At 48.5% G+C, this 15,874-nt stretch carries 14 protein-coding genes and 2 tRNA genes; 13 read left to right on the top strand and 3 right to left on the bottom strand.

The features are described from left to right. The first annotated feature begins 4 nt into the window (after window positions 1–4). Window positions 5–541, top strand: coding sequence for an anaerobic ribonucleoside-triphosphate reductase activating protein (gene nrdG, locus AB1I49_RS11235; RefSeq protein ID WP_186833263.1), 537 nt, complete (start codon window positions 5–7; stop codon window positions 539–541). A 50-nt stretch (window positions 542–591) separates the two neighbouring features. Here nrdG and AB1I49_RS11230 read toward each other — a convergent pair whose 3' ends face one another. Next, window positions 592–2,229, bottom strand: a complete 1,638-nt coding sequence (locus AB1I49_RS11230; RefSeq protein WP_407721024.1) for an O-antigen ligase family protein — start codon at window positions 2,227–2,229, stop codon at window positions 592–594. Between the two features lie 119 nt (window positions 2,230–2,348). Here AB1I49_RS11230 and AB1I49_RS11225 point away from each other — a divergent pair, with 119 nt between their 5' ends. From AB1I49_RS11225 to AB1I49_RS11170, 12 genes are all read left to right on the top strand, one after another. Continuing rightward, complete coding sequence (locus tag AB1I49_RS11225) at window positions 2,349–3,005, top strand: HAD family hydrolase (protein WP_186833265.1); 657 nt, start codon at window positions 2,349–2,351, stop codon at window positions 3,003–3,005. A 222-nt stretch (window positions 3,006–3,227) separates the two neighbouring features. Beyond that, window positions 3,228–3,303: transfer RNA gene (locus AB1I49_RS11220), tRNA-Pro, on the top strand. A gap of 203 nt (window positions 3,304–3,506) precedes the next feature. Further along, a tRNA-Val gene (locus AB1I49_RS11215) sits at window positions 3,507–3,583 on the top strand. A 282-nt stretch (window positions 3,584–3,865) separates the two neighbouring features. Next, window positions 3,866–4,570, top strand: a complete 705-nt coding sequence (locus AB1I49_RS11210) for a hypothetical protein (protein ID WP_316610016.1) — start codon at window positions 3,866–3,868, stop codon at window positions 4,568–4,570. Next, a complete protein-coding gene (locus tag AB1I49_RS11205; RefSeq protein WP_407721023.1) occupies window positions 4,567–5,394 on the top strand; it encodes a class C sortase in 828 nt (275 codons plus the stop codon). Before AB1I49_RS11210 ends, AB1I49_RS11205 begins: the two co-directional genes overlap by 4 nt. An 80-nt stretch (window positions 5,395–5,474) precedes the next feature. Next, the gene (locus AB1I49_RS11200) at window positions 5,475–6,851 is read left to right on the top strand and encodes a thioester domain-containing protein (protein ID WP_407721022.1); all 1,377 of its coding nucleotides are present in this window, start codon (window positions 5,475–5,477) and stop codon (window positions 6,849–6,851) included. Continuing rightward, complete coding sequence (locus AB1I49_RS11195) at window positions 6,844–7,251, top strand: hypothetical protein (RefSeq protein WP_407721021.1); 408 nt, start codon at window positions 6,844–6,846, stop codon at window positions 7,249–7,251. Before AB1I49_RS11200 ends, AB1I49_RS11195 begins: the two co-directional genes overlap by 8 nt. 284 nt (window positions 7,252–7,535) lie before the next feature. Continuing rightward, window positions 7,536–7,850 (top strand): hypothetical protein, encoded by a 315-nt coding sequence (locus AB1I49_RS11190; protein ID WP_407721020.1) that lies wholly within the window; start codon window positions 7,536–7,538, stop codon window positions 7,848–7,850. Between the two features lie 13 nt (window positions 7,851–7,863). Next, window positions 7,864–8,691 (top strand): DNA/RNA non-specific endonuclease, encoded by an 828-nt coding sequence (locus AB1I49_RS11185; protein ID WP_407721019.1) that lies wholly within the window; start codon window positions 7,864–7,866, stop codon window positions 8,689–8,691. A 245-nt stretch (window positions 8,692–8,936) separates the two neighbouring features. Further along, complete coding sequence (locus tag AB1I49_RS11180; RefSeq protein ID WP_407721018.1) at window positions 8,937–10,697, top strand: type I restriction-modification system subunit M; 1,761 nt, start codon at window positions 8,937–8,939, stop codon at window positions 10,695–10,697. Between the two features lie 2 nt (window positions 10,698–10,699). Further along, on the top strand, window positions 10,700–11,989 hold the full coding sequence (locus tag AB1I49_RS11175) for a restriction endonuclease subunit S (protein ID WP_407721017.1): 1,290 nt from the start codon (window positions 10,700–10,702) through the stop codon (window positions 11,987–11,989). Further along, a complete protein-coding gene (locus AB1I49_RS11170; RefSeq protein ID WP_407721016.1) occupies window positions 11,979–14,966 on the top strand; it encodes a type I restriction endonuclease subunit R in 2,988 nt (995 codons plus the stop codon). Before AB1I49_RS11175 ends, AB1I49_RS11170 begins: the two co-directional genes overlap by 11 nt. 80 nt (window positions 14,967–15,046) lie before the next feature. Here AB1I49_RS11170 and AB1I49_RS11165 read toward each other — a convergent pair whose 3' ends face one another. Next, window positions 15,047–15,277 (bottom strand): aspartate dehydrogenase, encoded by a 231-nt coding sequence (locus tag AB1I49_RS11165; RefSeq protein WP_316610590.1) that lies wholly within the window; start codon window positions 15,275–15,277, stop codon window positions 15,047–15,049. Between the two features lie 27 nt (window positions 15,278–15,304). Continuing rightward, the gene (locus AB1I49_RS11160; RefSeq protein ID WP_316610589.1) at window positions 15,305–15,775 is read right to left on the bottom strand and encodes a hypothetical protein; all 471 of its coding nucleotides are present in this window, start codon (window positions 15,773–15,775) and stop codon (window positions 15,305–15,307) included. Between the last annotated feature and the right edge of the window lie 99 nt (window positions 15,776–15,874).

Raw genomic sequence — 15,874 nt, 5'->3', positions numbered from 1 at the left:
TGCCATGAACTACGGAGAAATAAAGAATTTTGACATCGCGAACGGCGAAGGCGTGCGCGTCTCGCTGTTTGTGTCGGGCTGTACCCACCACTGCAAAAACTGCTTCAACAAGGAAACGTGGGATTTCAACTACGGCAAGCCCTTCACCGAAGAAACCGAGGAGCTGCTGCTGCGCGAGCTTGAACCTGACTACATCGATGGGCTTTCTCTGCTCGGCGGCGAACCCTTTGAGCCTCAGAACCAGGCGGTGCTGCTGCCGTTTCTCAGGCGCGTGAAGGAGCGTTATCCCAAAAAGAAGATCTGGTGCTACACGGGATACCTCTACGACAGGGATTTGCTCGGCGAAAGCCGCGCGCGCTGCGAGTACACCGACGAAATGCTCGGTCTGATCGACATTATGGTTGACGGCGAGTTTGTACAGGAGCTGTACAGTATTTCGCTGCAGTTCCGCGGCTCGTCAAATCAGCGGATAATCGACGTGCCCAAGTCGCTGCAAGCGGGAGAGGTCGTGCCGTATCAGCCCAAAAGCGGAAAAATATAATACGCATAAAAAACAGGGACAGCTTTTTCGGCTGTCCCTGTTTTAGTTTGTTACATATTTTTTGTTGCCGCGTTTCTCGCGAACGCCTCGCAGAGCGAAACGAAAACGATGAACAACGGAGTTGAGATCGGCAGCGCGATATTGACCGTAGCCTGTGCGAGATATGCTACTGCCGCCGCCGCGCAGCAGAGTACCGCGGGATTATTCTTCGCCGACCTGAAGCCGCGCACAAGCGCGCCGCCGACAAATGCGAGATACGAACCCAGACCCGCGATTCCGATTGTGATAAGGTAGTTAATGTACTCGTTGTGAGCCGCGTCGGTCGAGCTGTTGCCGTATTCCTGAAGCTGGCCGAAGTACGGCTCAAAAGCAAAGAAGAATGTATCGGGGCCTGTACCGAACAGCTTCTGCCACGGGTTCGCCGCCGCAAAAATGTCGAACGAGCGCAGCCACATTATTCCTCTGTGAGTACCCCAGGCGTCGTTCATACGCAGGAGCTTTTCCATCTCGCCGAGCTCGGTTTCCTTGTCAATAACGCTGAACCAGAGGAAAATGCCCAAGCCCGAAAGAGCCGCAAGTCCGAACAGTGCGCCGAGCACGAAAGGTACCGCCTTAGGCAGCTTAACGCAGGGCTTTTTGCCGTCGGCGAAATAGAGCAGAGCCGTGATCATCGCGCAGACCGCAAGCAGGATATATACATAGCTTGAGAACAGCAGCGCCTTCGGTATCGCGCCGAGCTCCTTGTAGTTGTCGTTCATAGCCGCCGAGAAGAGTCTGAGCAATCCCACCGACGCGAGCATCACCGACAGTGTCAGGAAGAAACGCTTGAGACGCGTCACGCTACGCGCGAATACTACGAGGAATACCGCGATAAACACCGCCGTGCCGAGCATCGCCGAGTCGCTGTCGCCGATTATCATCGCCATCATGCCCAGTCCCGACGCAAGAAGATACACCGCCCTGCGCCGGAGCGTTTCGGTCAGCACCGCCATCACAACGCTTGCGGGCAGCGTTACGCAGATGAAGCTTGCGAGCATGTTCTTGTTGCCGATCGTCGAGAAAAATTCCATGTACACGCCCGGCTGCGAGGTCTTGAACTGCTCGAGCATATTCATCGGGTCGAGGTAGTAGCCGTTGAGCACCGTCAGCAGGTACACAAGCGAGCACGACACCGCCAGCGCCGTGAACAGGGCTTCGCTGTAGCGGAAGAACCGCGTCAGCACAAAGTAGAGCAGCACGTAGACGAGTATCAGGAACAGTCCGTTGTTTCTGCCTGCCGAAATTCCGCCCTCGTTGATCTCGCCCCAGAAAGCCAGCGCCGGATACGGCGAGAACAGCGTTGACAGCGTGCAGCTGACTACCAGCGCCACCGCCGACCAGTCGGTAAAGCTCAGCGGCGTGAACAGCTCGCCGAGTTTGCGGTTTTTTGCCTCGGGAGAGGACTTCGTAAGGAGTATCATCACCTCGGCGACCACCGCCAGCAGCGCCATCGTTACGAAGAAATAAAACTTGTCGTGGCGGATATTGTAGAATCCGTCATCGAAATGGATAAATGGAAACTGACCGTCCGCATATATGCCGACAAAGAGCGGGAAAACCGCGAACATCAGGAAAAGAAAGATGCCCGGCACCATGTTTAACAGGGTTGCGGAAGGAGCTTCAGTCTGAGCTTGTCTTGTATGCTTCATATGAAAAACCTTTCTGTTGTAATACAAAAATATTTTATACCGCGGCGGCTGTAATGTCAATCAAAAACTATTGTAATTCCGATATTTTCGTGCTACAATTAAAGCAGGCAGGTGATAATATGAAAAAACTGATTATTATTGGCTACGACGGCACTATTGCCGACACTTCACCGGGTATTCTCTACTGCATGAACACCACCGCCAACGCCATGGGCTACACTCCCGTCCACCACGACGAGCTTTACGGCGTGATCGGCGTTTCTCTCGAGCAGGGCTTCATGAGCCTTTACGGCATGAAGGAGGACGAGATCGAGTACGCGATGAACAACTACAGCAAGCTGTATTCCATCAAGGGCGAGGAGATGTTCCTGATTTACGACGGCATCGAGGACTCGCTTCGCATGCTGCGCAACAGCGGCTGCAAGCTTGCGGTTGTCACCCAGAAAAACGAGAAATTCATCAACAATATGCTCGGCGTTTACAAGACTATCGGCGAGCTTTTTGACGAGGTCTGCGCCACAAACGTCGATGTAGATATGACCAAGAGCGAAATGCTGCTCAAGGTCTGTAAGGAGCTTGACGTCGCGCCCGCGGACAGTATTTTTATCGGCGACAGCTATGTTGACGCGCTCGCTGCGAAGGAAGTCGGAATGGATTTTGCTGCAGCTCTCTACGGCTGGGGCTTTCGCAGCAGAGAGGACGCCGAGAGATACGATCCGAAGATTTGCATCGGCAGCGCCGAGGAGCTTTACAAAAAGATTAGTTTGCTAGATTAAGGTTGACAAACCGAATAATATTGTGTATAATATAGGGGCTGTCACAGTCAGCGGCGGCCCTTATTTGGGAGCGTGTACGCATTTTGTGTCAGGACAGATTTCAAAACCGCTAAACGCCGCATAACACCTTGCTTTCGGGGGGTTCCCGCCCGCGGAAAATGACGTCGGGAATTGGCTTTGACCACATAACTGACCACAACAGCGGAAGATTAGCATTTCTTTCGGGGTGTAGCGCAGCTGGTAGCGCGCCTGGTTTGGGACCAGGATGTCGGGGGTTCAAGTCCCTTCACTCCGACCATATTTCTTAAAGACATTTCCAAAATGTCTTTAAGAAATATCTTCAACAAGCAACGGATGAAGGGAATTGAAGGCGAGCGTTAAGAAAACGTCACGGTGTGACGTTTTCAGCGAGAGAGCAGATGAGTTCTTAGCTATGAACACGCCGCAGCAAGCGAGATGAACTTCTCGCAGGATGGAACGCCCTTCACTCCGACCAAATATGGAGGATTAGCTCAGCAGGTTAGAGCGCTTGCTTGACATGCAAGAGGTCACTGGTTCGAGTCCAGCATTCTCCACCATAAAGGATATGCAAAAAAGATATATCCCCGAAAAACCCCGATTCTATCGGGGTTTTTCACGTCTCAGGGGCGTGAAAATTTTTGTCACGAAACATGGATGTAAAACCGATGTTTTCCCTTTCCTGACAGACCCGAACTTCCGAATAACAACTGAATAACTCACACACATTACGCAGACAGATAAGTAAAATGTCTGCGTTTTTCTTTTTCAGAGCCAATCGTTTAGAAATAAGCGGTTGGCTCTTTTTTTATTTCTAAAAAAACTAAAGGAGATGATAATCAATGTATTTTACAGAAAACCGGTACGACCGCAGCATCGAATGGATGATGAAGGGTGTACCAAACTTTTACGCGAGAAGTTCGGGAATCGTAGTGACAGGGAAATTTGAGTACACAGCCGAGATGTGTGACTGCCGATTATGCGAACACTATGGCGGCAAACTGAGAGGCTGCAAGGTTCCACGATGCGTCTGCTTAGAGGAACGGATCGCCGTCGGTGTCGCCTCACTCAAAGAGGTCATGAAGGAAACGATGTCAGAAATCAAACACAGCGGCTTCAACCGCAGGCTGAGAAAATATATAAAGGAAAGCGAGGTCATCCCCATGACATTCTTGAACGAACAGCACAGACTGAGTTTTAACGCAGCACTCGACCGGATCGGTCAGTATGACAGAAAGAACTTTGCGTTGGTCGCGGCGCTTTATTTGCTGACAGCAGATTTCCGACTATGGAATCAGGCACGGCGATATGTCGAGAACCACGGCATCAGCTTCGGCAAGCTGCGACCAAAGAACTGCTCCGAGTATTCCTATCCCCTCTACTGTGCGGCGAAGGATTTGTATCTCGGTACCAGGCACATCACCATTAACGATCTTGCCGACAATAAGCTGATCAACGCAAAGACCTTCGCGCTCATCTGTAACGCGATGGCAATCCGAAAATACGGGTTGGGAGCAATACAGTTCACAGACGAACCAAAAACATGAAACGAAAACTATTCACGGCGATTGCAGTAATTCTTTTGGCTGCAGGCTTGGCAATGCTGATCGTCCCGAGAATATCCAACCGTGTCGGTGAGCAGATAGCCCATACCACCGTCGAGGATTTCAAGGCTTTGAAAAGCAAATCGACTTATGATGAACCAACGGAAAAGAAAGAATCGTCCGAGGAGAGCACCCAAAGAGAGAACTCTGAAGCCGAATGCCTTCGCGTTCGGCAGGTGGAAGAAAAAGGACTCAACCCTGAAAGCAGAAATAGCTCAGACAACGTCCCGAAGATTGATTTTGACCGCCTCTTTTCCGATAGTATAGCGTACAATGAGAATCTGAAAAAACGCCAACACGAACTGCTTACAAATGAACAGTCCTACCAATCTCCCGCTTTGAATCTCAGCAGCTACGGAATTACAAACGGCGTTTACGGATATATTTCCGCTCCGTCAATAGGCATGGAGCTTCCCATCTATCTCGGCGGCAATGACTTCAATATGGCATCGGGCGCCGCGCACATGACCTGTACATCGCTGCCCGTAGGCGGCAATAGCACCAACTGTGTGCTGTCAGGACATTCGGGTTACATTGGCAGAATCTTCTTTGACTACATTCCAAATCTGAGCATCGGCGACGAGATCACCGTCGAGAACTATTGGAATACGCTGACCTATAAGGTCATTGATAAACAAATCCATAAAAAGGATGAATCGGCAGACTGCTACATCACCGAGGGCAGGGATTTGCTCACGCTTATCACCTGCGTATCGAACGGACGCGGCGGTTTTGACCGGTTCTATTTGATTTCAGAAAGGAAATGAACATGAAACATTTTTACCGTACACGTGACAGACCCGGCAACTACACCAACCAATTAATCCTAAAGGAAAGGAGAGAGAAATTGAAACAAGTAAAAAGGATAATCGCCGTTTTGCTTGCACTGACCGTCATAATGCTGGCAGCTTGTTCGGATTTCGGAACAGCAGTCAAAGCAGCGGAAATAGGCGGCGGCAATGACGTCAACCTCGATTGCTACGGAGAATATATCTCCAATGACGAACTCGGCGAGCTTATTTCCTACGGCGGTTACATCTCGAAATCTGAATACGCCCGGCATATCAACGATGACTCGGTTGGCGCATCCTACACTCCGAGTTTTGAAGGCTGCTATGACACAGGCGGCAATCAGATATACGTCAGACGCGCTATGGCACGGCAGTATGTCGGTGAAGCCGCCCTGATGATATTCATCAACAGCTCGAGAGCCTACTGTATTCAGCCGGGCGAAGCTCTGAATGCTTACTCGGATCTGACGCCGAGTACCTCAACCGGCGTTTGGGCGAGTCTCTCGGGTAATCAGCAGCAGGCAATCAATACGGCGCTCTGTTTCGGCAGAGAGGGAAACTTTTCCAATATTAAAGGAAACACCTCTATCAATTCCGACCAGTGCTATCTTGCGACACAGCTCATTATCTGGGAAATCGTAAACGGAGAACGAAGCTCGACGGCTCCGTTTTCTCTGGAAGGTAACGGATACCTGTCCATGTACTGTGCCGACGGATATAACGGAAATATTGCCGAAGCCTATCACTGCATTGAGAGCGCAATGTCTTCAGCGCAGACCGTTCCGTCATTTGCCGGAAAAGAGTCATCAAACGCGCCGACATACACGCTCACAGCCAAATACAATAACGTCAAAAGAGTTTGGAACTATGCGCCGCTGACGCTGACGGACAGCAACAGCGTAATGTCGCAGTTTACAGGCTTCAACAACAGAACCATTAACGTCGGCAATGCCACAGTCACCGTTAAGGTGAACGGCAACAAGGTGACGCTCACGCCGTCAGCCGCCAAACTCAATACGACGGGAACAACTGAAATGCTGAGTGCGCTGAAAACCGGCGTCCCCACAACAAACGAGGCAAAGTTAATAGCATACTCATCGTCATATCAGGATGTTGTATCAGGAGGAACCGTCAGTGCTCCCACGGCATATTTCAATGTACGGGTATCTGTGTCGCAGAACGGAAAGCTCAATTCGGATTTTCGTATCCGAAAGGTTATCGGTACACAAAACGAGTATGACACATCAACGGTTGATGTAATTGACGGCATTGCTTCAACTGCCGAAAACCTCAAAGGATGGTATTTCAGAGTTGACGTTTCCGCCACCTCTGCGTTCTACAGCAATTACCACGTCCGTTCATTTACACTCGGCCCCACAGATGAAGCAGGTTTGACGCAGACTGTTTCCGATTATGTTAATCACATTGAATAATGCAGATGGAAGAATCTCTTTTTCTTCCGAAGGGCTGCTTACGTTTCTAGATATTGCAAATGTTTATCGTGAGAAAGTTCGTGATTGGGTAGACATTACGAATCTTGAAACCATAAGATCTTTCTTCGGTGAAAACGATTTGCTTGATCCGCTTTCATTTCTGCTGTTTGTCAAGCGCCTAGAATACAACCCAAGCGTTACCATGCTCGCCGATTTTGATTTCGAAAAAGATACAATCCGTGTGCTGAAAAGCGGAAACACTGAGTGGTCAGCGTATCGTCTCAAGGATGTCGCGTCAGCCGCGTTTCTCGCGTATCAAAAGCCGGAATTGCATCTGTCGGAGCGCAGGAAACTTTTCGATGAATACCTCTCCGACAGAGAAATCCCGAACCAAAAGTAAGCCGCTTTTGGCGAGTGGTGAACCGGGCATTATGCACAAAGAGAAATCGCCCGAATAAATCGGGCGTCAAACAGGAGAAAGGTGCGACGCTGTTTGGCAGCGCCGCACCGGTTCACAGCGGACGGCAACGCCGACCGCAAGCCGTTTTTGAGCCTTCTTTGTGCAATATTCTTACGTTCAACGTTTTTTGAACACCTTGAAATAACGTTGAACCTTATGACTTTTTACGGTTTGTTTTGGCTTAAAACCGAGACTATTTACGACGCTGTGGGAAAGGAGGAAAAATGGCTGGAGATAAAAACAAATATACGATCTGGATGCACCCCGAAACATGGGAGAAGGTGAAGGAGCTGTATAAAGAGGCAGGCTGCCCGAGAAAATCTGATTTCGTTGAACAGGCAGTTCGTTTTTATGTAGGCTACTTAACAGCGGAAAACAAGGCGAATTTCCTGCCGAATATGTTCCTGTCCAATATGAAGAGCATCGTCCGTGAAAGCGACAACCGTAATAGCAAAATGCTCTTCAAACTTGCGGTTGAGATAGCAATGGTGGAGAATAATCTCATTTTTGATTTGCATTGTAGCCCTAACAAGCTGTGAACCAAAGTCGGATGTGGAATCCGTAGTTAAACACCAGACTGAAATTACAACGATAGTTGAGACCACATCTCCCACTTTTTCTGCTGTTCCTACAACAGAAGTCCCAACGAAAACTAGAGAAACGAAGCCGTCCGTAACAAACGCCAATAAAATTCAGCTTGACGATATACCTCCATATTCTGGAAAAGCTCACATAGAAATAAATGGCAATTCCCCATTCTTTACGTCGGATGATTATACCACCAGCAGCTATGAGTACTATAGCGATTTAGATAACCTTGGCCGTTGTGGTGTGGCTTCCGCTTGTGTTGGCAGGGACTTATTACCTACCGAAAAACGCGGAGCAATCGGCATGGTAAAACCATCCGGCTGGCACACAGTTCGTTATGATGATTTGATAAGCGATAAGTATCTGTACAATCGTTGTCACTTAATTGCATACGAGTTATCTGGCGAGAATGCTAACGAAAAAAATCTTATAACCGGAACGCGCTATATGAACATTGAAGGAATGCTTCCTTTTGAAAACAAAGTGCACGATTATGTAGAGAACACTGGAAACCATGTGCTATATCGTTCAACTCCGATATTTGAAGGCAACAATCTGATTGCAAACGGCGTCCTTCTCGAAGGCTTTTCTGTTGAGGACAATGGCAATGATATTTCATTTTGCGTTTACTGTTATAATGTTCAACCGGGGATCGACATAGATTACGCTACCGGTGACAGTAAGACATCAGAAAACAATACATCAAATGACTCTCCCAATAATCAGCAGAGCGAAGAAAAGCAGAACACTGATAAGGGTAATATAGAGAGTACAACATATATTAAATACTAACTCAAAGAAATTCCATATACCAACCTGTAGTTCGGTGTCCGATATGAAGGACAAAAACAAGCAAGAATTCGCCGGAAGTCGTGAAGAAGTAATCAACATGGGATACTCTCCGTGTGGAAAATGCCACCCTTGATTATATTACACAAAACTAATTTTGCATTTTTTACAAAGAACTACGTTGAAAGATAGTATTCTTTGTGATACAATGATAAATGAAAAAGTATATCTTTAGGGAGCAATGCATCATGTCAGACGATAAAATCAATGTAGTCGGAACAAACATAAGAGAAAAGGCAACGGTGATATGGAACGTTGCTAACCACCTGTTCGGCTACTTCAAGCCGCACGAATACGGCTTGGTCATTCTTCCGATGACGGTCGTGAAGCGGTTTCACGACTGCCTGTTACCCACATGGCGAGCAGTTCAGGATACATACGAAAAGGTAAAGCACCTCGCGGTCATCGACGGCTTTTTGACGCAAGCCTCGGGCTATCAGTTCTACAACACAAGCAAGTTCACCTTTGACAAGCTGCTTGCCGACCCCGAGAATATCGAAGCCAACTTCCGCGACTATCTTGCAGGCTTTTCTCCTAACGTGCAGGACGTGCTGTCTAAATTTGATTTCGACACAGTGATCAAGCGCGTGGTCGAGAGTGGCAGCCTGTACCTTGTGATCAAGGAGTTCAACTCGTCCAACGGCTATCTCGGTCCCGACAAAATCAGCGCGGTTGACTGCGGCTATATCTTTGAGGATTTGGTGCGCCGCTTTTCCGAGAGCTTCGGCGAGGAAGCCGGAGCGCATTTCACAAGCCGCGACATTATTTATCTGATGACCGACCTCTTGCTCTGTGACGCAGATTTATCGCACGACGGCAACATCACCGTATATGACATGACGATGGGTACCTCGCAGATGCTTTCCTGCATGGAAGAGCGTATCCACGATTTCAATAAGAACATTGAAGTAACCTGTTTCGGGCAGGAGTTCAATCCTTCAACCTTTGCAATAGCTAAAGCTGACATGATGATACGCGGCGGCGATCCAAACAATATGCGGTTCGGCGACACACTCTCCGATGACAAATTCAGCGGCTACACCTTCCGATACTGTATCTCCAATCCTCCGTTCGGCATCGACTGGAAGCGCGAGAAAGCTGCGGTTGAAGCGGAGCACAAGAAAGGCGAGCTCGGCCGCTTTGCACCGGGACTGCCGAAGATTTCCGACGGTCAGCAGCTCTTCTTGCTTAACGGTCTTTCCAAGATGGCTCCCGACGGTAAGATGGCAATCATCCAGAACGGCTCGCCGCTGTTTTCGGGCGACGCCGAGAGCGGCCCCAGCGAGATTCGCCGCTATGTGCTGGAGAACGACTGGCTCGACGCAATCGTGCAGCTCAGCACCGACCAGTTTATGAACACGGGCATTTCCACCTATATTTGGGTATGCTCCAAGAACAAGCCTGCCTACCGCGCGGGCAAGGTGCAGCTGATCGACGCGAGCCGCTGCTATGAAGCGCGCCGCAAGAGCATCGGCACCAAGCGTAACGACATCACCGACCTCTGCCGCCGCCTGATCGTGCAGGCATACGGCGAGTTCAAAAACGACGCGGTTTACGGCGACAAGGACGGCGTTTACTGCCACAGCAAGATTTTTAACAGTGAGGAATTCGGCTATTATAAAATCACGGTAGAGCGTCCGCAGCGTGACGAAAACGGCGAGATCATCACAAAGAAGGGCAAGCCCGTTGCCGACACAAAGCTCCGCGACACCGAGAACGTACCTATGACCGACGACATTCAGGGGTATTTTGAGCGCGAGGTTTTGCCCTACGCGCCCGATGCATGGATCGACGAGAAGAAAACCAAGACAGGCTATGAAATTCCCATGACGCGCTATTTCTACGAGTATCAACCGCCCGAGCCTGTGGAGAGCATTGTTGAGCGTATAAACGCGCTGGAAAAGGATATCGCCGACAGCCTCAACGCGCTGTTCAACAGGGAGGGCTGACCATGGCAAGAGAAATGAAAGACAGCGGGATTGAGTGGATTGGAGAAATTCCGAGGGAGTGGAGCGTTTATCCGGCAAAGTTTGCATTTTCTGAAATACGCAATAAGAATACGGATGGTGAAATTACAAAAGCACTTAAGTTTTATAATGGAACAATAATACCGAAATCTAATTTCGATGCTAATTCAGATGATTATGTAGCAGAAACAATAACAACTTATACGGTTGTAAAGACTGATATGATCATGATAAATGGTTTAAACTTAAACTATGATTTGAAGTCATTGCGAGTAGGATTAGTCAAAGAGGAAGGCGTTATTACTTCTGCTTATTTAGCGTTAATGCCGGATGTTAACCGTATATTACCACTGTACGCGACCTACTTGTTTAAGGGCTATGAAACACGAATGGCTTTTCACAATATGGGTGCAGGAATTAGAAAAACACTTGGTTTCAAAGAGTTTAAGAATCAACCAGTTCTCATTCCTTCTCTTTCCGAACAACAAGCAATCGCCGACTTCCTCGACACCCAATGCGTCCACATTGATTCCGTCATAGAGAAAACCCGCGCCGCGATTGAGGAATACAAAAAGCTGAAACAGTCTGTCATCACCCAAGCCGTTACCAAAGGCATACGCCCCAACCGCGAAATGAAGGACAGCGGAATTGAGTGGGTACATGAAATACCTGTAGATTGGCAAAATATTAATCCAAAGGCAATGTTTTCATTAAGAAAAGAAAAAGCTTCTGTTGGCGAAAAGCAACTTACATCAAGTCAGAATTACGGTATAATATATCAAGATGAATATATGGAACTATCTGGTTCTAAAGTAGTTACCGTTCAAAAAGACTTTGATATTTTGAAACACGTTGAAAAAGGTGATTTTGTAATAAGTATGAGAAGCTTTCAAGGAGGATTGGAATACAGTGAGTTTACAGGATCTATAAGTTCAGCATATGTTATGCTAATACCTAATAAATCTATAGTGTATCCAAAATTCTTTAGATGGTTGTTTAAATCGGCTTTATATATTAATGCTTTACAAAGTACATCTAATATGGTGAGAGATGGACAAGCAATGCGATTTTCGAATTTCATACAAGTTAGATTGTATTCTGTCCCATTAGAAGAACAAAAGGAAATCGCTGATTATCTTGACAATAAGATTCCGATGATTGACTCTTTAATAACAAAAAAAGAAAAGTTAATTAACGAGCTTGAAACATACAAAAAATCGCTGATTTATGAATATGTTACGGGAAAGAAAGAGGTGCCCGTCCATGCCAATTAACGAAACCAACGAAAAACGCTTTGAGTCCGATATTGAATCGGCTCTGCTCTCTCCTGCGGGCGGTTATGTCAAAGGCGAAGATATTTATGACCCCAAGTCCGGACTGTTTGTCGATACGCTGATCGACTTTATCCAAAGAACGCAGCCGAAGGAGTGGGTGCGGTTTGCGAATACCAACAAGGTCAATACCATTGAAAAATTCTGCAATTCCTTCAACAACGCCTGCGATATGTACGGTCTCCTCCATGTTCTGCGCCACGGCTTCAAGCACCGCGGCATCTCTTTCCGCATCTGCTACTTCAAGCCCGAATCCACCCTGAACCAGACAGCGGCGGCGCAGTACGCACACAACCGGATCGCCGTCTATCGTCAGTGGTACTACAGCACAGACAGCAAAAAGAGCGTAGATATGGTGCTCGTGCTCAACGGTATTCCTGTCTTTGCCTTTGAACTCAAAAATCAATACACAGGGCAGACGGTCGATAAAGCAAAGCGGCAGTGGATGTATGACCGCGATCCGCGTGAAGTATGCTTCCAATTCAATAAGCGGATTCTGGGCTACTTCGCCGTTGACCACACTGAGGTGTGGATGACAACGCAGCTTGCCGGAAAGAATACATACTTTCTTCCGTTCAATCAGGGCAGCAACGGCGCAGGAAAAGATGGCGGCAAGGGCAATCCGACAAACCCCGACGGCTATCCGACCGCCTATCTGTGGGAGCAGGTCTTTCAAAAAGACAGTATGATGGATATTATCCAAAAATTCATCCATCTGCAAAAGCAGGACGGCAAAAAGCCGCGCCTGATATTTCCGCGCTATCATCAGCTCGACGTCGTGCGCAAGCTTCTTGCCGATGTATCGCAAAATGGAGCAGGGCAAAACTATCTAATTCAACATTCCGCCGGTTCCGGTAAATCAAACTCTATCGCGTGGACGGCATATCGCCTTGCCTCTCTGCATGATAGTGACAATAACGCCGTCTTTTCAAGCGTGATCGTCGTCACAGACAGAACCGTTCTTGACGCTCAGTTGCAGGACACTATCTCAGGCTTTGACCACACCCTTGGTGCGGTTGAAACTATCGGTGAAAAGAAAACAAGCCGTGATCTGCTCAACGCGGTGAACGCCGGCGCGAGGATCATCGTCACCACCCTGCAAAAATTCCCCGTGATCTATCAGGAGGTTGACAAGGCGAACGGTAGAAACTATGCAGTTATCGTTGACGAAGCACACTCCTCTCAGACGGGAACCTCTGCTCTGAAATTAAAAGCCGCCCTCGCTGACACCGAGGATGCACTGCGCGAATATGCGGAAATCGAGGGCAAAGCCGAGGAAGCGATCGACCCCGAGGACAAGCTCGTCCGTGAGCTGATCACCCACGGAAGGCACAAGAACCTCAGCTTCTTTGCATTTACCGCTACGCCCAAAGGAACCACGCTCGAAATGTTCGGCACCGAACACGAGGACGGCAGTTTCCATCCCTTCCATATTTACAGCATGCGGCAGGCGATCGAGGAAGGCTTTATCCTCGATGTGCTGCAAAACTACATGACCTATGATACCTGCTTCAAAATTGCGAAAACTATCGAGGACAACCCCGACGTCCCGGCAAGCCGCGCGGCAAAGCTGATACGCAAATTTGAGCAGCTTCATCCATACAACATCAGCCAAAAGGCGAAGATCATCGTTGAAACCTATCTCAGCACTACGCGACACAAAATCGGCGGCAAGGGCAAGATGATGGTGATCACCTCGTCGCGCTTGGCGGCGGTGCGCTATTATCATGAGTGCAAACGCTATATCGAGGAACAGGGTTATGATGATATTGGCGTTCTGGTGGCGTTCTCCGGCGCGGTCAATGATGACGGCGAGGAATACACCGAACCTAAGCTGAACGTCCGTGCTGACGGCTCACATATCGGTGAATCGCAGACAAAAGCGGAGTTCCACGAGAATTTCCATGTGTTGATTGTCGCAGAGAAGTATCAGACAGGCTTTGACGAGCCGCTACTGCATACGATGATTGTAGATAAAAAGCTCCGCGGAGTAAAAGCTGTGCAAACGCTTTCAAGGCTCAATCGTACCTGCCCGGGCAAAACCGATACCTTTGTTCTTGACTTCATCAACACGCAGGAAGAGATTCAGGAAGCCTTCCAGCCGTTCTATCAGGAAACTATGCTCGAACGCGAGGTCAACGCTGATCTGCTCTATCAGGTACAGCATGAGCTGCGCGGATATGCTATTTATTCCGACAATGATGTTTCAGCTTTTTGTGATGAGTATTTTAATACAGATAAACAGGACGACCGCGCTATGGGGCGTATGACAAGTGTTTTGAAGCCTGTTGCAGATAGATATAATGGTTTATCAGCCGACGAGCGTTATCAGTTCAGAAGACTTTGCCGCAGCATGAAAAAGTGGTATGGCTATATCTCTCAGGTTGTGCGAATGTTTGACGTTGAGCTGCACAAGGAGTATGTGTTTATCTGCTATCTGCTCGGACTTCTGCCGCCCGACGAAGTGCAGCCGCTCGACCTTGACGGTAAGCTGAAACTTGAATACTATAAATTGCAAAAGACCTTCGAGGGCGCGATTGAACTGAAAGAAGAAACCGGAGCATTCACACCTGCCACTGCCAAAGGTGAAACAAAGCCCGAAGAAAAAGAACCGCTCGATGAAATCATAGAGAAAATCAACGAGCAGTACAAGGGCGTTTTCACCGACGCGGACAGAGTCATGGTTGATGTGCTCAAAACTGTCCTTATGCGCGACGAGCACCTGAAAAAGAACGCAAAAACCTCCGACCCGCGCATCTTTGCGGAGAGTATTTTCCCCAAAGCCTTCGGTACCGCAGCGCAGAATAGTTATATGCAATCGCAGGACGCTTTTTCATCGCTTTTTGCTGACCAAGCAAAGTATAACGCAATAATGAATGCTCTAAGTTCTATTATCTATAGAGAGATGCAGACAGGATAGAAATATCCTTTGAAAAAATGTTGGATGTTTGTGCAGTTGAATTAAAGCCCTCCGTCAAACTGTGGGGAAAGTTGTTTTATTTAGTATTCCGTTTTGACAGTCGTGACGCGGTACTCCCGCTTGAAGTCCTCCAAGTCCTTTTCCGAGCGGATCAGCATGACCTCGGAAAAATGACCGTCCTTCTTGCTCTTGAAGCCGGCGACCTTTTCACCGGTGCATATCGAGCTGCGTATCACCGCGTCGTGGGTTTCGGGAGAAAACGCCGGTTGGTCAAAATCGCTGTGTGATTGAAAGATGCGGAATCGTTTCATCCTGCTCCCTCCGTTTCGTTTGGCGAACTATGCGTTCGCTCTGACGGATTTTAAGATCTCGTGATAGGCGGCGCGGTTCCGGTCGTCACCGTCCAGACGGGATACGTACTGGATCACATAGACTTTCTTATTGACGCGCAAGGCGGAGGTCTCGCCGATCTGTCGGATATCCGCATCGTTTGCCGTGTAGGTAAAGCGGATGCCGACCGCCTCTTTGCCGCCGACGTTGATCATGAAGCTGTCCTCGCGGTCGAAAGCGCGGAGGTTCCTTTTCATGCAGCGCTCGGCGTTTTTGAGGATGGACTTGGGATCCGTCAAAAAGCTCAGCAAGCCCGGCTTTGTCCAGGAGACGATGAACAGGCAGTGATTTTCCTTGTCCATAATGCCCCAGTGATTGACGGCGGTGCCGCAGTACGTTTTCAGCTCTCCGGCAGTCATGATGTTGAACGGCTCGTTATAAGAAAGGGTCAGTTCGTTGTTGATGTTGATCTTTTTCATTTTGAGGACTCCTTTTCTCTTTGATGGCACCAGTATAGCACACCGAGTATGACAACATCATGACAATATGCGCCGGTGGGCGCTTTCTCCCGCCTTTTT

Origin of the sequence: Ruminococcus sp. NATIVEDY160 (assembly GCF_045819885.1) — a bacterium.
Classification (GTDB): domain Bacteria; phylum Bacillota; class Clostridia; order Oscillospirales; family Acutalibacteraceae; genus Ruminococcoides.
Note: the sequence above shows the minus strand (reverse complement) of the source record. Positions and strands in the feature narration are given on the sequence as shown.